Genomic DNA, 20,027 nt, shown 5'->3' with positions numbered 1-20,027 from the left:
CCCCCGCGTATTCCGCACCGGAGTGTGGGATTTTCCGCTGGTGTGCCGACACCATTCGCGCTGATCTCGTCCTAGTGTCAGAGACATGGCTGATGACGACGTGCAGTACCGCATCGAGCACGACACGATGGGTGAGGTTCGGGTCCCGGTGGACGCACTGTGGCGGGCGCAGACGCAGCGGGCTGTGGAGAACTTTCCGATCAGTGGGCGGGGGTTGGAGCGGGCGCAGATTCGGGCGCTGGGGCTGTTGAAAGCTGCTTGTGCGCAGGTCAACAAGGATTTGGGGTTGCTGGATCCGGGGAAGGCCGACGCGATCATCGCCGCGGCCGGCGAGATTGCCGAGGGGCGGCATGACGATCAGTTCCCGATCGATGTGTTCCAGACCGGGTCGGGCACCAGTTCCAACATGAACGCCAACGAGGTGATCGCCTCGATCGCCGCGCGTAACGGCGTGAGCGTGCATCCCAACGACGATGTGAACATGTCGCAGTCGTCCAACGACACCTTCCCCACCGCGACGCATCTGGCCGCCACCGAGGCCTTCATCACCGATCTCGTTCCGGCACTGGAACATCTGCGGATCGCGCTGCTGGACAAGTCGGAGCAGTGGCGCACCGTGGTGAAGTCGGGTCGCACGCATCTGATGGACGCGGTGCCGGTGACGCTGGGGCAGGAGTTCGGCGGGTACACCCGGCAGATCGAGGCGGGGATCGAGCGGGCGCTGGCCACCCTGCCGCGCCTGGGTGAGCTGCCGATCGGTGGCACCGCGGTCGGCACCGGACTCAACGCGCCCGCCGGGTTCGGCGGCAAGGTCGTCGCGGAACTGGTGCGCACCACCGGAATCGACGCGCTGCGCGAGGCACACGACCACTTCGAAGCGCAGGCCGCGCGCGACGGGCTGGTCGAGGCCTCCGGTGCGCTGCGCACCATCGCGGTCAGCCTGACCAAGATCGCCAACGACATCCGCTGGATGGGTTCGGGCCCGCTGACCGGGCTCGGCGAACTCCAGCTGCCGGACTTGCAGCCGGGTAGCTCGATCATGCCGGGCAAGGTGAATCCCGTTCTGCCCGAAGCGGTCACGCAGGTGGCGGTGCAGGTGGTCGGCAACGACGCGGCGATCGCCTTCGGGGGCGCGAGCGGAGCGTTCGAGCTCAACGTCTACATCCCCGTCATGGCTCGCAACCTGCTCGAGTCGATCCGCCTGCTGGCCAACGTCTCTCGCCTCTTCGCCGACAAGTGCATCGTGGGCCTGGTCGCCAACGAGGAGCACCTGCGCACCCTGGCCGAGTCCTCCCCGTCGATCGTCACCCCGCTGAACTCGGCCATCGGCTACGAGGAAGCGGCCGCGGTCGCCAAACAGGCTCTGCGCGAGAAGAAGACGATCCGCCAGACGGTGATCGATCGCGGCCTCACCCCGGACAAGCTCTCCGTCGAGGAGCTCGATCAGAAGCTGGATGTGCTCGCGATGGCGAACGTCGACCGCGAATCCTGACACGACGAACGGCCGCCACCTCGTGCGGTGACGGCCGTTCGCCCGAAAGATCAGGCCAGGTGGGCCAGTTCGGCGCGGGCCTTCTCGCCGGCTTCGGTGAAGTCGGTGCGGGTGAAGATGTTCCAGCGCTGCAGCAGCGGCTTGAAGACCAGTTCGGCCTCGTCGGCGGGATCGTAGATGCCCGCCTCGGCCAGTGCCTCGTCGCTGGAACCGCCGCCGGGCAGGTCCACGTGCGGTACCCGGAAGGCGGCGACCTGGTCGGCGATGGCGCGCACGGCCTGGTCGGGGACCAGATCGAGGGCGGCGGCGACGAGGGTGGCGAAGAACTCGGCCTGCAGTTCGTCGTCGACGGCCAGCTTCTCGGCCATCGCGGTGACGACCAGGTTCTCGCCGAGGGCGGCGGTGTTGCGGTGCCGGATCGCGGCGGCGAGCTCTTCGAAGGCGCAGGTGGCCAGCACGTCGATGAGGTGCAGCGGAGGACGGTTGAAGCCCGCGGTCATGTGCGCCATGCGGGCCCGCTCGAGCGCGACCGGGTCGACCGCGCGCGTCACCATCAGGTAGTTGCGGATCATGATCTCGTGGCGGTTCTCCTCGGCCGTCCACCGGCCGACCCAGCGCCACCACGGGCCGGTGCGCAGGTGCTTGCCGAGCTCACGGTGGTAGGACGGCAGGTTGTCGGCGACCAGGACGCTCACCGTCAGCGCGAGCTTGGCGGTCGCGCTCAGCTCGGACTGTTCCGGGGACCAGTCGGTGCCGCCGAGAAAGGCGAAGTTGCGGCCGTCCGCCCACGGCACCAACTCGTGCGGCTGCCAGCCCTCGGCCACCTCGATGTGCCGAGCCAGGTTGGTTTCCACCACGTCAGCGAGCGAATCCAGCAGCTCACGGTCGGTCATAGTTTTCTGCACCCCGACAACCTAGCGGTTCGGCCGTCGGTGCGGGGACCTGGTAGGCGATCAGGTCCCCGCGCCGGGCCGGGCGCCCGAGCTACTTCTTGGTCACCGTGGTCTCGCCGTTGACCCAGACGATGGTGCCACCGGTGAAGTCGCTCTGCTTACCACCGGTGATGTCCTTCTCGTCGCTGATCGGGTAGCCGAGCGGACCGTTGGCGCCGCCCTCGTCCTCCCAGGCCTCGCGGATCTCGCCCCAGACGATGTGCGCGCCGGAGTCCTTGCTCCAGTAGATGGTGCCGCCCTCGAAGTCCTGGTACTCGCCGCCGTCCGGGCCGGCTTCCTGGGCTTCCTCGGGCGCACCGAGCGGGCTGCCCGGCCCGCCGACGGCGACGTACTTCTTGTACACCTCACCGGAGACGGTGATGTCGCCGTTCGGAGTGGAGATGGTGGTCGACTCGCCTGCCGCCGTCGCGGTGGTGGTGGCCGCGCCGGGGGTGGTGGTCTCGTCGCTGTCGGGAGTCGTGGTCATCCCGCCGTAGCCGCCTTCGGCGGTGGTTGTCGCGCCAGGGCCGCCGATGACCGAGGTCACGGAGCCGACGGTGTCATCGGCCGTGTCCTTGTCGTCGTCACCGCAGCCGGCGGCGAGCAACAGTCCGGCGGCGGCGATGACCGCGGCGCCTCCAGCGGCAGTACGTCGAGCGAAGTGGTTCATATCCATCCTCTCGCGAGTGGCCCCCCGGGGGCACGCCCCGGATGGAGCCTGGCCGACATCCGCAACGGCCCGGCGGAACATTGTTCGCCGAGCCGTTGCTGGATTGGTGTCGCCGCGGATAATACCCACAGTTTCCGGTAATCAAACGCAATCCGGCCGCTGACGCAGCCGGATTGCCACGATCACGCGTTCGGTCCGTACTCCTCGAGCATCTCGGTCACCAGCGCCGCGATCGGCGAGCGCTCGGAACGGGTGAGCGTGATGTGCGCGAAAAGCGGGTGCCCCTTGAGCTTTTCGATCACCGCGGCGACGCCGTCGTGCCTGCCGACCCGCAGGTTGTCGCGCTGGGCGACATCGTGGGTCAGCACGACGCGCGAGCCGGTGCCGAGGCGGCTCAGCACCGTCAGCAGCACGTTGCGCTCGAGCGACTGGGCCTCGTCGACGATCACGAACGAATCGTGCAGCGAGCGCCCGCGGATGTGGGTCAGCGGCAGCACTTCGAGCATGTCGCGGCTGAGCACCTCCTCCATCACCTCGCGGCTGGCCAGCCCGTCGAGCGTGTCGAAGACGGCCTGAGCCCACGGGCCCATCTTCTCGCTCTCCGAACCGGGCAGGTAGCCCAGCTCTTGGCCGCCCACCGCGTACAGCGGCCGGAAAACGACCACCTTGCGCTGGGTCCGCCGTTCCAGCACGGCCTCGAGCCCGGCGGTCAGCGCCAGCGCCGACTTACCGGTGCCCGCGCGGCCGCCCATCGACACGATGCCGATGCTCTCGTCGAGCAGCAGATCGAGCGCGATGCGCTGTTCGGCCGAGCGGCCGTGCAGGCCGAAGGCCTCCCGCTCCCTGACCAGCTGGACCCGCTTGTCGGCGGTGACCCGGCCCAGTGCGCTGGAGCTGCTGCCCAGCAACCGGATTCCGGTGTGGCAGGGCAGTTCCCGCGCCTCGTCCAGATCGATCACCGAGTCGGTGTAGAGCTGGTCGATCTGGGAGCCCGCGACGTCGAGTTCGACCATCCCGCTCCAGCCGGAGGTCACCACGTCCTGCGCGTGGTATTCGTCGGCGGACAGGCCGACCGCGCTCGCCTTGACCCGCAGCGGGATGTCCTTGGACACCAGCACCACCTCCTCGCCCTCGGCCGAGAAGTTCAGCGCGCAGGCGAGGATGCGGGAATCGTTGGTCTCCGAGCGGAATCCGGCGGGCAGCACCGAGGGGTCGGTGTGGTTGAGCTCCACCTGCAGTGTGCCGCCGTCGGTGCCGATCGGCAGTGCCTGGTCGAGCCTGCCGTGGTTGACCCGCAGGTCGTCGAGCATCCGCAGGGCTTCCCTGGCGAACCAGCCGAGTTCGTGGTGGTGTCGCTTGGCCTCCAATTCACTGATCACGACCAGCGGTAGAACCACCTTGTGTTCGCCGAACCTGGTGACGGCCCAGGGATCCGAGAGCAGAACCGAGGTGTCGACGATGAAAGTCTTGCGACCGGAACGCGAGGGGCGGGCCCCCTTCTTCGAGGCCGAGGCCGTGTGCATCGCGGGGGCGGAAACGGAGCGTGCAGCAGTCACGGTGGGCTCCTTATGTGTTCGCACGGCACCCGCGCGAACGATCTCGCTGGACCGGTCCGTCCTGGTAGGCGGTGACGCGCTGGTCAACCGCCACGAGGGCCGGGTGCCGGCCCTCTCGCACTGAGTAGCTCAGTCACGGTCAGGACCTCCCGTACGAGCCACACCGACGCGGCCCGCATCACCGACGCTACCGTCCAACTCCCTGCCGCGCTGCCGGACAGCCGGACGTGTCCGTGAATTTGTCGTTAACCGGCGCCGACGCTTCGGATCTGCCACAGGGGTGTCGCCGAGGGCTAGAGTCGAAGCATGTCCGAAGACCAGGATCTGGAGAAACTGTCGTCGAAGGAATTGCACGATCGTGCGGTGAAGGCGGCTGTGCGCCGCGGCGACGTGAAGTTCCTGTGGGAACTGCTCAAGTCCATCCCGGCCGCCCAGGCCGAGGCGGGCGACCTCGGCGAGAGCGCGGCCGATATCAAATACGTGCTGCCGATGATCGACGACTACATGCACGCGGGCGACGGCAAACTGGCCGAAGTCCTGCGGCCGACGTATCTGGACTACTTGAACAAGCACAAGTAGCCGGGGCGCGTTCAGCGACGCAGGATTGCCCGCGCCGCTCCCACGACGGCGCCGCGCGCCATGTTGCCCATGCTGAAGTGGTCGTCCCACAGCACGATCCGGCCCTCGCGCAGTTCGAAGGTGCCACTCACCCAGAACCCGATCCGGACCGGGCCCGCGCGCAGGTAATCGGTGCGGTCGGTGAGCACGATGTCGCCGTTCTCGGCGATGTGGTGCATGTCCGCCGCGAATCCCAGCTGCGGCCGGTCGAGGCCGCGCAGCAACGCGGCGACCCGATCCTTGCCACGCACGGTCGGCAGGCCGGTGTTCTTCCAGACGATCGCCGGATCCAGCAACTCCAGAGCCTCGTCGACACTGCCGAGTTCTAGCGCGGCGAAGAATTCGCGCACGAGGGTGGCTGAGTTTTCCGGCAGTTCCGGCTGGTCGGTCATGATGCGAGCCTAGGACGTTCGCGCCCGGCAGACCAGACCTCGGCGCTACCGATTCGTCCGTTTCGCGATCAGCACGGCGAGGCCGTCGAGGATGCGGTCGATGCCGAAATCGAACGCGGCGCCCGGCGCGGCCGACGGCGGGACCGCCGCCGACTCCTCCGCGAAGGCCGCGCTCACCGCGGGAAATCTGTCGCCCGCCGCGGTCATCATCTCGGCGAACTGCTCGGCGAACCGCGTCGCCGAATCGCCGCCGCCGACCGATTCGACCTGCTGGGCCAGGCTGCGCGCGTGCCCGTTGAGCAGGACGATGGTGTCGAGCCGTTCCGGGCCGGTCAGCCCGGTGCCGTCGAGGGCGGTCAGCGCGGCCTCGGTCCAGCTCATCTCGTTCGGGCCGATCGGGCGGATGCCGATGGTCAGTTCGATGGTCCAAGGGTGGGCGCGGTAGCGCTCGAAGATCGCCTCGACCCAGTGCCGCAGGCCGCTGCGCCAGCCGCCTTTCGCGCCGTCGGCGCGCGGCGGTTCGCCGATCGCGGCGTCGACCATCAGCGCCGTCAGCTGTTCCTTGCCCGGCACGTACCGGTACAGCGACATCTTGGTGAAGCCGAGGCGCTCGGCCAGCCGCTGCATCGACAGCGCGGACAGTCCTTCGGTGTCGACCAGCGCGATCGCCTCGGCGACGATCCCGTCCAGGGTGAGCGCGGGTTTCGGGCCGCGCTTGGGGCGCGCGGCGGTGCCCCACAGCAGTTCGACGGTGGTCGGCATCGGTCCTGCCTTTCCTGTTGACGTCAGAACTGTGTCTACCATACTCTTATTCGTGTCCAGCGGATACAGATTCCATCAGACACAGATTCCTCGCGAGGAGCACACCATGCGCAACCAGACCGTCCTCATCTCCGGCGCCGGCATCGCGGGGCCCGCGCTGGCCTACTGGCTGCAGCGCTACGGCTTCACCGTGACCGTCGTCGAGCGCGCACCCGCGCTGCGTCCCGGCGGTCAGGCCGTCGACTTCAAGGGCCGGACGCACCTGACCGTCCTCGAGCGGATGGGTGTCCTGGATGCCGTTCGCGCCCGGCGCACCGGCACCACCGACACGGTGTTCGTCGACGACGACGGGCGGGAGCTGGTCGTCATGTCCGGTGACTTCACCGGCGGCGACATCGAGATCCTGCGCGGCGACCTCGCCGAGATCCTGTACGAGAAGAACTCGGAGGCAGTCGAATACGTCTTCGGCGACACGATCACCGCACTGGCCGAGACCGCCGACGGCGTGCGGGTGCAGTTCGAGCACGGACAGCCGCGCACCTTCGACCTCGTCCTCGGCGCGGACGGAATCCATTCGCGGGTAAGGAAACTGGCGTTCGGGCCCGGGTCCGACTACGTGCATCACCTCGGCCACTACTACTGCGTGGCCGGCGCGAGCCGGTGGAGCGATCCCACCGCCTCGCGCGAACGAGCCCGCGCCTACGCCCACAACATCCCGGGCAAACTCGCCATCGACGGCGGGCCGAAGGCGCAGCAGATGTACCTGTTCGCCAGTCCCGCACTCGATTTCGCCCGCGACGACACCGCCGCCGCCCGCCGGATCATCGAGTCCACCTACGCCGACATGGGCTGGCACGCCCCGCGCATGCTCGCCGACCTGGCCGGCTTCGACGACATCTACCTGGACTCGATCAGCCAGGTCAGGATGAACGGCACCTACACTCGCGGCCGCGTCGCCCTGGTCGGCGACTCCGCCTACGGCAACACCCTCGGCGGGTTCGGCACCGGCCTGGCCGTCGTCGGCGCCTACGTCCTCGCGGGCGAACTGGCCCTCGCCGACGGCGATCACGTCACCGCGTTCGCCGCGTACGACCGAATCATGAAGCACTACGCCAAGATCGCGGGCAACAGCAACGCGGGCTCGTTCCTCGCCCCGAAGACCGCGCTCGGGATCAAGGTCCGCAACTGGTTCCTCGGCTCGCGCGGTTTCTCGCTGATGTTGAAGTACGGCGACAAGGCCGCCAACGACATCGACCTGATCGATTACCCGGCGCGCGTCGAACTCACCGACGTGTCCTGAGCCCCGTGTCAGCCTTGACTTGGAGTGCACTCCAAGTCCTATGGTCGCTCCCATGAGCATTCGTCTCGGTTACCAGATGCCCAATTTCAGCAACACTTCGTCGGTGCGCGAGCTCTTTCCCACGGTGATCGCGCAGGCCAGAGCGGCAGAGGCGGCCGGCTTCGACGCCGCCTTCGTCATGGACCACTTCTATCAGCTACCCGGCATCGGCGCTCCGGACGAGCCGATGCTGGAGGCCTACACCGCGCTCGGCGCGCTGGCCACCGCGACCGAGCGAATCCAGTTGTCCGCCTTGGTCACCGGCAATACCTATCGCAATCCGGCGCTGCTCGCCAAGACCGTCAGCACGCTCGACGTGGTCAGCGGTGGGCGGGCCGTGCTCGGGATCGGCGCGGGCTGGTTCGAGCTCGAGCACCAGCAGTACGGCTTCGAGTTCGGCACCTTCACCGAGCGGTTCCAGCGGCTCGAGGAAGCGCTGCAGATCATCGCCCCGATGCTGCACGGACAGCGGCCCACCGTCGACGGCAAGTGGTACCACACCGAGAACGCGCTGAACGAGCCGCGCATCCGCGACGACCTGCCGATCATGCTCGGCGGCGGTGGCGAGAAGAAGACCTTCGCGCTGGCGGCCCGCTTCGCCGACCACCTCAACATCATCTGCAACGCCTCCCTGCTGCCACAGAAGATCGAGGCGCTGCACCAGCGCTGCGCCGAGGCCGACCGTGACCCGTCGACCCTCGAAACCAGCTTCCTCGCCTTCGTGATCGCCGACGAGGACGGCGACCGCGCCCGAAAACTGCAGAGCGACATGCTCGCCCGCTTCGGCATCGACCTGTCCGCCCTGTCTCCCGAGGAAATCCGCAACTCCCCCGCCGACCGCCAGTTCGTCGGCACCCCGGACGAGGTCGCCGAGCAGATCCAGCAACGCGTCCTGGATCAGGGCATCGACGGCATCATCGTCAACATGATCACCAACGGCCACGAGCCCGGCGTCATCGAGGCCGCGGGCCGCGCCCTGAAGCCCCTGGTCGGCTGACCACTTCCTTTTCTCGTTCCGAGCGATAGCCGCCCCGCGGCGCCGACAGCGGCGCCGCGGGGCGGCTATGTCGGCGGTCCGGAAGACGCGTACGGCGGTCCGTGTCGTGCCCGAGATCCGAGGGAACCGAACCGACAGTTCGTGCGTCCAACACACTGAACGAGAAAAAGGGGGAGGGTAGATGACCGGAATTCTCCAGGTCGACATCGATGTCCTCGGCAAAACCGTCCAGTTGCTGCGCGGAACGGAGCAGGTACTCACCGACGCCATGACCGCGCTGTCCAAGGACGGGGATTCCGACATCGGTACCGCCAAGCTGAACGACGCCGCCGACAACTTCCAGAGCAAGTGGAAGTACGGCATCGAACGGATCTGCGAGTCCACGACCGTCACCGCCGACGGGATCGCCCAGTGTCACACCGCCTACCAGCAACTCGATGCCGCGGTCGCGCAGGCACTCGCCCAGGCGGGCGCACAGACCGATCCGCAGGCGGTCACTCCCGGGACCCCGAAATGACCGACAACCCCTACCCGAACCTCGGTTTCGATCCCACTCCGGGAGACGCCGCCGAAGTCGCCACCCTCAGCACGAAGATCAAGACCGCTGCCGACGCCGTCACCGAGACCAACACGCTGCTGACCAGCATTCGCAACAGCAACGACGAGGTGTGGAAAGGCGAGGCGGGCGATGCCTTCCGCGCCAGCTTCGACGCCACGCTCGCCCAGGACCTCGGTCTCGCCCAATCCTCACTACAGCAAGCCAGTACCGCGATCGCCGCGTGGCATACCGACCTCGTGGCCTTCCAGGACACCGCGAAAGGTTTGGAGACCGAAGCCGCCACCGCCAGGGCCAACCACGCCCAAGCGGTCACCGCGCTCCAGCAGGCCAAGGCCAATCCCGACCTCGGCCTGGCCAACAGGACTTTCTCCGACGCGTCCGAGCTGGCCGATGCCCAGTCCCGGCTGAACGCCGCCAACGCCCAGGTGACCTCGGCGTCGACCGCGGTCGACAACTGCCAGGGCGCGATCGACGCGATCATCGCCCGCGCGAAAGACCTCGAGATCGCGCACAACGCCAACGCCACCACCACGGCGACCGAGCTGGAGGCCGCCGCGAACTTCGCGCCCAGTGAACCGGACAAGAGCTGGTGGGACAGTCTCACCGATTGGATCGATGAGAACCGCGACGCGATTCACGAGGTGCTGTCCACCACGTCCGCGATCGGCGGCATCCTGGCCCTGGTCACCCCACCACCGATCAGCGCGATCGCGTTGGGCATCTCGTTGGCCGCGGGCGCGGGCGCGCTGGCCCTGACCGCCACCAACGACGAATTGCGCGACGACCTGGTCGACGGCAGCTGGACCGAGAAGCTCGGCGCCGCCGCGATCGTCGGTGGTGACCTGCTGAGCGTGGTGCCCGGCGCCTCGGGGGTGTTCAAAGCGGGCAAGGTGTTCGCCATGGGCAACGGCGCCGACGATCTCGGCCGATTCGGAATGATGGCGCAGACCTGGGGTGAAGCGGCGAACGATCCGGGTCTCGTCGCCCGAGTCTTCACCGACAAGAACGCTTTCGGTGTCTCCGACACGCTCACCTCCTCCGGCGCGACCACCGGTGTGCATTCGCTGCTGCAGCTCACCGGGGCCGAGGGTAAGCACTTCATGCAGGAGAGTCCGGCCACCGCGCTGGCGGTTCTGCAGCGGATGACCGGCGCCTCGTACAAGACGATCGACCTATCACAGGGAGTTGGAGATTGACAGCGGACACCACCCCTGACGGGTCGACCACCTCGCTGTCGGTCGTCCTGCCGCGCGGCTATTACGAACTTCCGCTGGCCACGATTCACGAAGCGGTCGAGTCGGCCGAGAGCATCGTCGAGTTCCTGCCGGCCGAGGTCGCCGGGGATTTTCCCGAAGTGGCATCGGCCATCGCCGACCTACTCACCGTCCTGCGCACCAATAGCGCCTGCTACTGCGCGATCGGTCAGCACGCGTCCGCGGACGGCACACCGGTGACCTCGTGGCTGACCATCTCGCTGCTGGATCGCGGACGCACCCAGAACCCCCGGGTGACCATCGCCGAGCTGGCCGGGGAGAAGGCGACCGACGGCCGCGGCGCACACATCGAGCCGGTCGAACTCGGTGGGCGCACCGTCCTGTTCATCGAATCGACGACAACCTATGCCGTCGTCGACGATTCATCGCAGGCGGCGGCGCCGGGCCGGGCCGTCCATCAGATCGAGGCGATCGTCGTCGCCGACGACGGCGCCCGGATCGCCGTCGCTGTGCTGTCGACCGCCGATGTGGCGTATGGGTCCGATTTCGGGGCGATGATGGTGCTGCTGGCCGGCTCGATCACGTTCGACACCGTTGTCCACCCGCAATTCACACTCGCGCTGTGAACGGAACGGACGACCGAGCGTCACGCGCGTGGAGCACTCCACGAACCTGCTGGACGCTCATCTGGACGACACTGCGCGCGCTGGTCGTGCTCGGGCTGGGAGTGGGGTGCGCGGTGGCGTTCTTCTACTTCGTCGACGTATCGCAGACGGAGACGGGACGGACGGCGGAGAACGCCGACCAGATGGCGCTCCTGTGCTTCTTCGCTGTCCTGCCGATCACCGTGATGGGAATCGTCATGAGCTGGACGGCGATTCGGCGGCTGCGGGCCGGAGGTCGACGGTGGCAGGTCGTGACCGTGCAGCGTTTCCGCAGCGGGGTGCGGGAGTGGGTGCAGTTGATCGATCACCACGACCAGCTGATCGGCACGTTGAAGTTGCGCCGGTGGATCTCGGCCTCGGGGTACCGCGACGGCACGGAGGTGTGGTTCGCGGGTGATCCGCGCAAGGCGGGTCTGGTCGCGCTGCCCGGTGGCGCGCGAACCCTGTTCGCCTATCAGGCACCGTGGTACCCGGCACCGCGATTCGGGCGGACGTTGTTCGCCGGCGCCGGCGATCCCGGTGGGCTGCCGCCGCGCGCCGAACGACCTCGGTACGAACCGAAGCCGCCGCCCACCCCGTTGCGTGGTGGGAAAGACGACGAGTCGTTCCCGTCGCCCCGCATGCTCCGTCGCACGCTCGCCTACATTCTCGACGTCACTGTGCACGTCGCGATCGGCGTGGGAATCGGTGTGCTGGCGAATCCGGCGAGCAGGCAAGCGGTGGAAGAGCAGGACTGGGGGAACCTGCAGATCAACTGGGGGATGGTGGTCGGCTTCTTCCTGCTCGCCTCGTTCATCGATCGGGTGCTGATCCAAGCGGTCACCCACACCACCCTGGGCAAGGCCGTGTTCGGGCTCGTCGTCATCGACCGCGACACCGGCGGCTATCCCCGCCTGCGCAGGCTCCTGGCGGTGTGGCTGGTCGGCGTGATCATGCCGGTGCTCGTGCTCGGCAACAGCACCGTTCCGGAACGCCCCGAGCGCTACCTGCTCCCCGCCGTACGGCGCGGCGACATCGACAGTCGCTCGACCGAGACCTGACAACAACGAAACGCCCTCGGTGGCCGGAAGTCCGGTTACCGAGGGCGTTTCGACATCTATCGGCTCAGCCGAGCAGGCGCCAGTCCTCCAGGCCCTGGTAGAGCGGGACGCTCTGGGCCAGCTTGGAGACGCGGGCGCGCAGCGACTCGGTGTCCGAGGTGCCTGCCAGGGTGGCGGCGATGATCTCGGCGACCTCGGTGAACTCGGTGTCGCCGAAGCCGCGGGTGGCCAGGGCGGCGGTGCCGATGCGCAGGCCGGAGGTGACCATCGGGGGGCGGGGGTCGAACGGGACGGCGTTGCGGTTGACGGTGATGCCGACCTCGTGGAGCAGGTCTTCGGCCTGCTGGCCGTCGAGCTCGGAGTTGCGCAGGTCGACCAGGACCAGGTGCACGTCGGTGCCGCCGGTCAGGACCGAGACGCCCTTGTCCTTGACGTCGGCGCCGGTCAGGCGCTCGGCGAGGATGCGGGCGCCGGACAGGGTGCGCTGCTGGCGGTCGGCGAACTCCTCGGTCGCGGCGATCTTGAACGCGGCGGCCTTGGCGGCGATCACGTGCATGAGCGGGCCGCCCTGCTGACCCGGGAACACCGCCGAGTTCAGCTTCTTGGCGAATTCCTGCTTGGCCAGGATCAGACCAGAGCGGGGGCCGCCGAGGGTCTTGTGCACGGTGGAGGACACGACGTCGGCGTAGGGCACCGGGGAGGGGTGCAGACCGGCGGCGACGAGACCGGCGAAGTGCGCCATGTCGACCCACAGGTAGGCGCCGACCTCGTCGGCGATCTCGCGGAACTTCGCGAAGTCCTGGTGACGCGGGTAGGCCGACCAGCCCGCCACGATCACCTTCGGCTTGGCGGCCTTGGCGATGTCGCGGACCTCGTCCATGTCGATGCGGTGGTCTTCCTTCGACACACCGTAGGAGTGGACGTCGTAGAGCTTGCCCGAGAAGTTCAGGCGCATGCCGTGGGTGAGGTGACCGCCGTGCGCGAGGTCGAGGCCCAGCAGGGTCTCGCCCGGGTTCATCAGCGCCATCAGCACCGCGGCGTTGGCCTGCGCGCCCGAGTGGGGCTGCACGTTGGCGAACTCGGCGCCGAAGAGTTCCTTGGCGCGATCGCGGGCGAGGGTCTCCACCACGTCGACGGCCTCGCAGCCACCGTAGTAGCGGCGGCCCGGGTAGCCCTCGGCGTACTTGTTGGTGAGCACGGAACCCTGCGCCTGCAGGACCGCGCGCGGCACGAAGTTCTCCGAGGCGATCATCTCGAGGGTGTCGCGTTCGCGGGCGAGCTCGCCCGCCATCGCGGCGGCCAACTCGGGATCGAGCTCACCGAGAGACTGGGTATTCACCGAAGCGGTCGTCTGCGTCACGACCCTCAGTCTATGGGCCGCGCGCGGACGCCCGAGCACGGGGATAGCGCAACACCGACGCGGCCGCCACCGGGGAGACGCAGCTCACAGCTGTTGCACCCCGGCGGCAGCGCCGTCAGCCGGCGGTCACACCGGCATCCGCCGGATCGCGCCCGGCGTGAGCGGCTCGTCGAGCAGACGCCCGAACCGCTCGACCCGATCCTGCGCGTCGACGGCGTTGTCGAGCCAGCCGCCGAGCAGCCGATAGCCCTCCACGTAGGTGCTGATGTAGGCCCGCCACAGCGGCGAGGACAGGAACCGCAGCGACTGGCGCGCCCGCTCCGGCGTGGCCAGGCTCCAGCGCTGCAGGAACGCCGCCACCTCGTCGTCGCTGCGCTGCTGATCGTGCAGCAGCAGGGCCGCGTCCTGCCGCACGCTCAGCAGTTTCGCCGACGCGGTCGAGAAGCGTTCGGCCCGCTCACCGTCGAAACGCAGGCCGAGATCGGCGTAGATCTCCTGCGCCCACGCACCCCAGCCGGGCCCGATGATGGACTGCAGGGCCAGGTCGGCCAGGCCCTCGGCCATCAGGCACTGCGGGGTGTTGACCAGGAACAGCGTCTGCTCGTCCTCGCCCGCGGCGACCAGCCCGGCCTCCTTGCGGCAGTGCTCGGTGTGGTGCCCGGGGTAGGCCTCGTGCGCGATCAGCGCGGGCAGGTGCGCCATGTGCTGTTTGAGGTCGGAGTTGATCGCGACCGTGGAGCGGAAATTGCCCAGGTAGTAATTGAATCCGGACCACGGCTTGTCACCGACCACCTCGTAGGTGACGGTCTCGTGGTCGGGCAGCGGATAGCGATCGCGGACCCGCTCGCGCAGCGCGCTGGAGAACGCCTCGACGCACACCGCCAGCCGCTCCGGCGGGATCTCGTCACCGCGCCGGTACGCGGCGGCGCGCTCGGCCAGCGGGCCGTCGCCGCCGAGTACTTCGTCCATCAGGCGGTGGGCTTCGCGATAGTCATCGGGGTCGCCGGGGGCGATGTCGACGTCGAAATAGGCGCGGACCTCGTCGACGAACCCGATCTCCTCGCCGGCGAACTTGCGGGCGGAGCACTCCATCGCCACGAGATGGGCGTCGAGGAATTCGGTGCGCCGCGCCGACAGATCCGTATCGGCCAGGCCCGCGCGCAGGTCGACGGCCCGCTTCACCAGCTCGGCCGGATCGGGGATGGGCGCGTTCTCGACGTCGCGACGCAACTGCGGATCGCCGGTGTAGGCATCGACGAAGCCTTCTTCGAGCCGGTCGAAAGCCAGTCCGAGCCGCAGGTATTCAGTGACAAGTGGATGTGACCCCATGGTGCCCGACCTTACGGGGTGAATCGGAAAAGCGGACCCTACCTCGGGGTTGTCGTTCGTTACCGGCCAGTAGCCAAACCCCCCGTTGCGCGTGGGCGGCCGAGACGGAGCACAATCGCGGCATGCGGTCAGAGTTATCCCGGATCTCACCCGACGGGCAGCCCAGCTGTGCGTGTGCGCCCGGACGGAGCGTCGGGTAGGTGGCACGGATGAGCGAGCCGAGCCCGTATGTCGAGTTCGACCGGAAGCAGTGGCGCACCCTGCGCAAGTCGACTCCGCTGGTCCTGACCGAGGAGGAACTGACCGGCCTGCGTGGTCTCGGCGAGCAGATCGATCTCGAGGAAGTCGCCGAGGTCTACCTGCCGCTCGCCCGTCTGATCCATCTCCAGGTGGCCGCGCGCCAGCGGCTCTTCGCCGCCACCGCGACATTCCTCGGCGAGAAGCATCCGGACAAGCAGGTGCCGTTCGTGATCGGCGTCGCGGGCAGTGTCGCGGTCGGCAAGTCGACGACCGCGCGCGTGCTGCAGGCGCTGCTGGCGCGCTGGGACCACCATCCGCGGGTCGACCTGGTGACCACTGACGGATTCCTCTACCCCACCGCCGAACTCACCCGCCGCGGCATCATGCACCGCAAGGGTTTTCCGGAAAGCTACGACCGCCGCAAGCTGCTGCGCTTCGTCACCGAGGTGAAGTCGGGCGCCGAAGAAGCGTGCGCGCCGGTGTATTCGCACGTCTCCTACGACATCGTGCCCGATGAGGCGCATTGCGTGCGTCAGCCCGACATTCTCATCGTCGAGGGCCTGAATGTGCTGCAGACCGGTCCGCGGCTGATGGTCTCGGACCTGTTCGACTTCTCCATCTATGTCGACGCCAGGATCGAGGACATCGAGAACTGGTACGTGCAGCGCTTTCTCGCGTTGCGCAAGACCGGCTTCGCCGACCCCGACGCGCACTTCCACCACTACGCCGGGTTCAGCGACGAGCAGGCCACCGCGGCCGCGCGCGACATCTGGAACTCGACGAACCGGCCCAATCTGGTGGAGAACATCCTGCCGACCCGTCCGCGCGCAACGCTGGTGCTGCGCAAGGACTCCGACCACACGATCAACCGGTTGCGGCTGCGCAAGCTCTGATCAGTGGGGTGTCTGCACGTCGATCACGTTGTGCAACACCGGCTTACCGTCGATGTACAGGTCGCCGCCGATGGTGCCGAACGGCGTGGCCTGACCGGTGTGGCGCAGTTCGAGCGCGATCGGTGCGGTGATGACGCGCACCACCGGGTCGGCGCCGACCTGCGTCCAGCCGTCGCGGTAGCGCCACACCGTCGAGGAGGTCAGTGTCTGCGGTTCGGCGCGGTCCCAGACCAACCGTGTCAGCACGATATCCGTACCGTCGCTACGGATGTCGGCGATCGAGCTGCACGACGGGAACGGCGGTCCGGCGGAATCGACCGTCCCGGCGACGAGATCGAGGCGGTGGACCGACGCGGTGCCACAGGCGACATTGTCGCGGCTGTAGCCCGCGACGGCGACCGACCGTCCGTCGGCCGCGATCACCGCCTGCCGGAACACTGTATTCACCTCGGGGATCCGGCCGAACTGTTGCACCGCAACGGAATTCAGATCGACGACGTAGAGGTGGTTGATGCCCCAGCTCGCGCCGGGGACCGACTCGATCCGCGTGAGCACGGCCCGGTGCCGGTCCAGCGCGATCAGCTCGGTGCCGGTCAGCGTGGCGCCTTCGCCCAGCGGATCACGCGGCTCGGGCAGCGAAATCGACCTCAGCACAACCGGATCGGGAATGCGCAGGTCGGCCTGCATGACCGCGCCGTCACGCCACCAGGCGACCACCGCGTCGTGCAGCGGGAACACCCGGGTGCAGCGGCAATCGATGCGGCCCGAGGACACCAGCAGTTCCGCGGTCTCCATCGCCGTCACCATGCCGTCGCCGTCGATCGCGTAGGCGAGTGAATTGTCCTGGCTGAAGCCGATTTCCCGGTAGTCGCCGACCCGGTCGCCGCGCATACCGGACGCGTCGGCCACGCCCATCCCGATCGTCGTGCGCACCGCGAACATCTGGTTCGACATCGGCGACTCCGTCACGATCTGCGGCCCCTGCGGCAGTGCGGTACCGCAACCCGCCCCGAGTAACGCGATCGCCGCCGCGACGACCATCCGCATCCCCTTGCTTCGCATCACTACCTCCGGCGCTCCCCCATCAGCGCCGCCCGTGCGCGGCACCGATCGACCGGGAACCTCCCGGCGCCGAGGTATACGGAGCGGACGCCGAGTCGGTTCGATCGCCGAGCTACCCGTTCGTGGCCGCAGGCGCACCGAGGGAGACGACCTGCTGAGCGAGCTCCGTGCGCGCGCCGCCCTTCTCCACGACCAGAACTCCGCGTGGGGTGTCGCGCGCGTCGGTGGGATCACCGGCGACCACCTGGACGATGGACTCCCGCGCACGCGGCAACATGTCGACCACCGGGTTCTCGCCGACCGGCGCCCAGCCCTGCGCCGCCGACTGCAACCGGTCGACCGCGCTGGGCGCGCCTGCCATGTCGGCCCACTTCCGGGTGGCGACGGTGAGCGTGCCGTCGCCGCCCCAGCGCGGGCTGTAGGCCGCCGAGCACTCGCCCGGCAGCGCGGGCAGCTCCTGGACGGCATTGGTATCGGCGTCGATGGTCGCGACGTGGCCGGTGCCGCAGGTGGCGCTGCGGGCCGTCGTGCCGGCGAGGACGAAGGTGTGGCCGTCGGGTCCGGCGGCGGCCGAGAGGTGGGCGTCGATGCCGGGCACCCGGCCCAGCGGCAGGATGGCGTCGGCGCCGATCGCGTAGAGGTGGTTCTTCTCCCACCACAGTCCGCGCGACTCGACCCTGGCCAGCAGCACATAGTCGTCGGTGGCGGCGACCAGCCTGGCGCCGTCCCAGCTGCCGCCGGAGAGCGGGCTCGGCGAATCCGGCAGCACCACATCCTGTTCGGGCGCGGCGGGCGCGGTGCCCGACAGATCCAGGGTCATGATCTGGCCCGGTTCCCGCCACCAGGCCACCACCGCGCCACGAACAGCCACCGCGTCGGAGCAGTCGCACTCGGTGCGCGACACCGAACCGTCGCGCACGCTCAACGCCACCAGCGTCTTCGAGCTCGTCTCCACCGAGAACGCGAACTGCCCGTCCCTGGTGAAACCGACCGCGGCCGAGGAGTACCCGAAGCTGCCGGGCGCGCGCACCGTCCCCGCGCCGCGCACGACCGCCAGTTCACCGGCGGTGCGATACGCGAACACCGAACCCGCGGCATCCTGCTGTTCAGTCGGGGTGATCTGCGGGAGCGCCGTCTTGTCGGTACCGCACCCCGCGAGCAGGGCGACGACACTCGACGCCACACCGATCGCGGCGAACCGGCGCGGTCCTGGCTTCCTCGCAACTCCCACAGCACACCCCTGCACGTGTCGTCGGGTCTCGTCTCGCGCAGCAGCCTAGTCCGCACTCGGCCGGGATCGGGGCGACTCTCCTACAACTTCCACGCCGCGTCGAGCCTGGTCGCCACGTCGATATTGCGGACCGCCGCGATCTCCGGCTTCCGGATCTCCCCGGCGATATAGCGAGCGACGAACCGGCGGATCTCATGGTCGACGCTGGCCAGCACGCGCAGCAACTGCCCGCGCTTGGTCGCGCTCGCGACATTGACACGCACATCGCTCGGCCGCGGCTCGGCGATATCGATGACCACCCGCAGCGGATCCGCGGTGCGCGCGGTGAGATGCAGATGCACGGTGCCGTCGACCTGGAACCGGGACCGGTCGACCGCGAGATCCAGGACCAGATCCACATGCAACGGGATCGTCAGCTCGAACGAGATGAAGGCATCGATAAAGCGCAGGATGCGCGGCTGCCCCAGCTCCACCTGCGCCGTCACCTTCGCCAGGCGACCCGGCCCCACCCCGATCGGACCGAAATCGAAAGCAGCGCCGGTGAGTTCACCGAATGCCTCGGCGATCCGCTGCTCGGAGACGGCGTATTCCAGGAAACGCCTGCCGAATTCCTCATAACTGATATAAGAAGGCTGTTCGGGGTCCACTGCCCGCAGAGTACGCGACCCCGGTGACAATCAAACGCCGAAACGGCGATGCCGCGCGGCGTAATCCCGTAGTGCGCGCAAGAAGTCGACCCGCCGGAACTCCGGCCAGTACGCCTCGGTGAACCAGATTTCCGAATAGGCGCTCTGCCACAACAGGAAACCCGAAAGACGCTGCTCACCAGAGGTTCTGATGACCAGATCCGGGTCCGGCTGACCCGAAGTGTAGAGGTGCTGGCCGATCGCGTCGACGGTGATCGACTGCACCAGATCCTCACCCGACTCGCCCGCGGCGATCTCCTGACGCACCAGCGAACGCACCGCGTCGGTGATCTCCTGACGACCGCCATAGCCCACCGCGACATTCACATGCACGCCGTCGCGCCCGCTCGTGCGCTCGGCGGCCACCCGCAGCCGCTTCGCGATCAGCTCGGGGAAACCCGCCAGCGAGCCGACGATCCGCACGCTCCAGTTCTGCTCCGGCGCCGACAGTTCCTCCACCACATCGGTGATGACCTCGAACAGCGTCTCCAGCTCTTCCGGATCGCGGCGCAGGTTCTCCGTCGACAGCAGATAGACGGTGACCATCTCGATGCCCTCGTCGGCACACCAGCCGACCAGCTCGGCGATCTTCAGCGCACCGACCCGATGACCGTGGCTGACATCGGTGAAACCGTTCTCGCGCGCCCAGCGGCGATTACCGTCGCACATCACGGCGACATGGCGAGGATGCTGCTTGTCGGCCAGCTGCTTGGACAGTCTGGCTTCGTAGATGCGGTACGGCAGACCACGCACCCGACCGAGAAACTCCACCCCAGCACCCTACGCTCCCCCGCCTCTCCGGGACCCTGGCCGGTAGTAGGAAGGAAACACGTCGTGCATCGGGCATGCGGTGAGGGACGGGGCGGGTGGGAGGTGGTTGGGGAGTTACCCATGTGCTTGCGGGATCAGTGGGTTGGCTGTGGGGGAATCGGTGGTGTGGTTGTTGGCACGTTTGTGGTGGTGGGGGGTGGTGCTGACGTAGCGTGGGCG

20 protein-coding genes are annotated in these 20,027 nt (G+C 68.2%); 9 read left to right on the top strand and 11 right to left on the bottom strand.

Annotated elements, in window-relative coordinates; all coding sequences use genetic code 11:
* Positions 1 to 85 precede the first annotated feature (85 nt).
* A complete protein-coding gene (locus IEY60_RS09580; RefSeq protein WP_189026212.1) occupies positions 86 to 1,492 on the top strand; it encodes a class II fumarate hydratase in 1,407 nt (468 codons plus the stop codon).
* 50 nt (positions 1,493 to 1,542) lie between these two features.
* Here the strand turns inward: IEY60_RS09580 and IEY60_RS09575 are convergent, their stop codons facing one another.
* The 3 genes from IEY60_RS09575 to phoH2 all read right to left on the bottom strand — a co-directional run bounded on the left by IEY60_RS09575 (position 1,543) and on the right by phoH2 (position 4,650).
* Positions 1,543 to 2,385 carry an acyl-ACP desaturase gene (locus tag IEY60_RS09575; RefSeq protein ID WP_189026210.1) on the bottom strand — a complete coding sequence of 281 codons (843 nt, stop codon included), beginning with the start codon at positions 2,383 to 2,385 and terminating at the stop codon, positions 1,543 to 1,545.
* 91 nt (positions 2,386 to 2,476) lie between these two features.
* Positions 2,477 to 3,094, bottom strand: a complete 618-nt coding sequence (locus tag IEY60_RS09570) for an LGFP repeat-containing protein (protein ID WP_189026208.1) — start codon at positions 3,092 to 3,094, stop codon at positions 2,477 to 2,479.
* 182 nt (positions 3,095 to 3,276) lie between these two features.
* Positions 3,277 to 4,650, bottom strand: a complete 1,374-nt coding sequence (gene phoH2, locus IEY60_RS09565; protein ID WP_189026206.1) for an RNA 5'-3' helicase PhoH2 — start codon at positions 4,648 to 4,650, stop codon at positions 3,277 to 3,279.
* Positions 4,651 to 4,956: 306 nt separating this feature from the next.
* Here phoH2 and IEY60_RS09560 point away from each other — a divergent pair, with 306 nt between their 5' ends.
* Entirely contained in the window at positions 4,957 to 5,229 is a 273-nt protein-coding gene (locus IEY60_RS09560) for a hypothetical protein (protein ID WP_189026204.1), read from the top strand.
* Positions 5,230 to 5,240: 11 nt separating this feature from the next.
* Here the strand turns inward: IEY60_RS09560 and IEY60_RS09555 are convergent, their stop codons facing one another.
* Together IEY60_RS09555 and IEY60_RS09550 are read right to left on the bottom strand one after the other, a co-directional pair.
* A complete protein-coding gene (locus tag IEY60_RS09555; protein ID WP_189026202.1) occupies positions 5,241 to 5,660 on the bottom strand; it encodes a limonene-1,2-epoxide hydrolase family protein in 420 nt (139 codons plus the stop codon).
* 45 nt (positions 5,661 to 5,705) lie between these two features.
* Positions 5,706 to 6,422: a TetR/AcrR family transcriptional regulator gene (locus IEY60_RS09550; RefSeq protein ID WP_189026200.1), complete on the bottom strand. Its 717-nt coding sequence runs from the start codon at positions 6,420 to 6,422 to the stop codon at positions 5,706 to 5,708.
* Between the two features lie 106 nt (positions 6,423 to 6,528).
* Between IEY60_RS09550 and IEY60_RS09545 the strand changes: the two genes are divergently transcribed.
* The 6 genes from IEY60_RS09545 (at position 6,529) to IEY60_RS09520 (ending at position 12,236) form a co-directional block, all read left to right on the top strand.
* The gene (locus tag IEY60_RS09545) at positions 6,529 to 7,722 is read left to right on the top strand and encodes an FAD-dependent monooxygenase (protein ID WP_189026198.1); all 1,194 of its coding nucleotides are present in this window, start codon (positions 6,529 to 6,531) and stop codon (positions 7,720 to 7,722) included.
* Between the two features lie 52 nt (positions 7,723 to 7,774).
* Entirely contained in the window at positions 7,775 to 8,758 is a 984-nt protein-coding gene (locus IEY60_RS09540) for an LLM class F420-dependent oxidoreductase (protein ID WP_189026196.1), read from the top strand.
* 181 nt (positions 8,759 to 8,939) lie between these two features.
* Complete coding sequence (locus IEY60_RS09535; RefSeq protein ID WP_189026194.1) at positions 8,940 to 9,275, top strand: hypothetical protein; 336 nt, start codon at positions 8,940 to 8,942, stop codon at positions 9,273 to 9,275.
* A complete protein-coding gene (locus IEY60_RS09530; protein WP_189026192.1) occupies positions 9,272 to 10,513 on the top strand; it encodes a hypothetical protein in 1,242 nt (413 codons plus the stop codon). The genes IEY60_RS09535 and IEY60_RS09530 overlap by 4 nt, the downstream gene beginning before the upstream one ends.
* Positions 10,510 to 11,157, top strand: a complete 648-nt coding sequence (locus tag IEY60_RS09525; RefSeq protein WP_189026190.1) for a hypothetical protein — start codon at positions 10,510 to 10,512, stop codon at positions 11,155 to 11,157. Before IEY60_RS09530 ends, IEY60_RS09525 begins: the two co-directional genes overlap by 4 nt.
* The gene (locus IEY60_RS09520) at positions 11,154 to 12,236 is read left to right on the top strand and encodes an RDD family protein (RefSeq protein WP_189026188.1); all 1,083 of its coding nucleotides are present in this window, start codon (positions 11,154 to 11,156) and stop codon (positions 12,234 to 12,236) included. Before IEY60_RS09525 ends, IEY60_RS09520 begins: the two co-directional genes overlap by 4 nt.
* A 64-nt stretch (positions 12,237 to 12,300) precedes the next feature.
* On the opposite strand, the gene glyA is transcribed toward IEY60_RS09520, so the two are convergent.
* Both glyA and IEY60_RS09510 read right to left on the bottom strand, forming a co-directional pair.
* Positions 12,301 to 13,596 carry a serine hydroxymethyltransferase gene (gene glyA / locus IEY60_RS09515; RefSeq protein WP_189026185.1) on the bottom strand — a complete coding sequence of 432 codons (1,296 nt, stop codon included), beginning with the start codon at positions 13,594 to 13,596 and terminating at the stop codon, positions 12,301 to 12,303.
* A gap of 126 nt (positions 13,597 to 13,722) precedes the next feature.
* Positions 13,723 to 14,925 carry a DUF885 domain-containing protein gene (locus tag IEY60_RS09510; RefSeq protein ID WP_189026183.1) on the bottom strand — a complete coding sequence of 401 codons (1,203 nt, stop codon included), beginning with the start codon at positions 14,923 to 14,925 and terminating at the stop codon, positions 13,723 to 13,725.
* 200 nt (positions 14,926 to 15,125) lie between these two features.
* Between IEY60_RS09510 and coaA the strand changes: the two genes are divergently transcribed.
* Positions 15,126 to 16,058, top strand: a complete 933-nt coding sequence (gene coaA, locus IEY60_RS09505) for a type I pantothenate kinase (protein ID WP_189026181.1) — start codon at positions 15,126 to 15,128, stop codon at positions 16,056 to 16,058.
* Here the strand turns inward: coaA and IEY60_RS09500 are convergent, their stop codons facing one another.
* The 4 genes from IEY60_RS09500 to IEY60_RS09485 form a co-directional block, all read right to left on the bottom strand.
* On the bottom strand, positions 16,059 to 17,120 hold the full coding sequence (locus tag IEY60_RS09500; RefSeq protein ID WP_189026179.1) for a hypothetical protein: 1,062 nt from the start codon (positions 17,118 to 17,120) through the stop codon (positions 16,059 to 16,061). It lies immediately after the preceding gene.
* Between the two features lie 112 nt (positions 17,121 to 17,232).
* Positions 17,233 to 18,351 carry a hypothetical protein gene (locus IEY60_RS09495; protein ID WP_189026177.1) on the bottom strand — a complete coding sequence of 373 codons (1,119 nt, stop codon included), beginning with the start codon at positions 18,349 to 18,351 and terminating at the stop codon, positions 17,233 to 17,235.
* 80 nt (positions 18,352 to 18,431) lie between these two features.
* The gene (locus IEY60_RS09490) at positions 18,432 to 18,998 is read right to left on the bottom strand and encodes a hypothetical protein (RefSeq protein WP_189026175.1); all 567 of its coding nucleotides are present in this window, start codon (positions 18,996 to 18,998) and stop codon (positions 18,432 to 18,434) included.
* Between the two features lie 30 nt (positions 18,999 to 19,028).
* The gene (locus tag IEY60_RS09485; RefSeq protein ID WP_189026173.1) at positions 19,029 to 19,808 is read right to left on the bottom strand and encodes an isoprenyl transferase; all 780 of its coding nucleotides are present in this window, start codon (positions 19,806 to 19,808) and stop codon (positions 19,029 to 19,031) included.
* Between the last annotated feature and the right edge of the window lie 219 nt (positions 19,809 to 20,027).

Origin of the sequence: Nocardia rhizosphaerihabitans (assembly GCF_014646295.1) — a bacterium.
Lineage (GTDB): Bacteria > Actinomycetota > Actinomycetes > Mycobacteriales > Mycobacteriaceae > Nocardia > Nocardia rhizosphaerihabitans.
The sequence above is the reverse complement of the archived record's forward strand: the minus strand, read 5'-3'. Positions and strand labels throughout refer to the sequence as shown.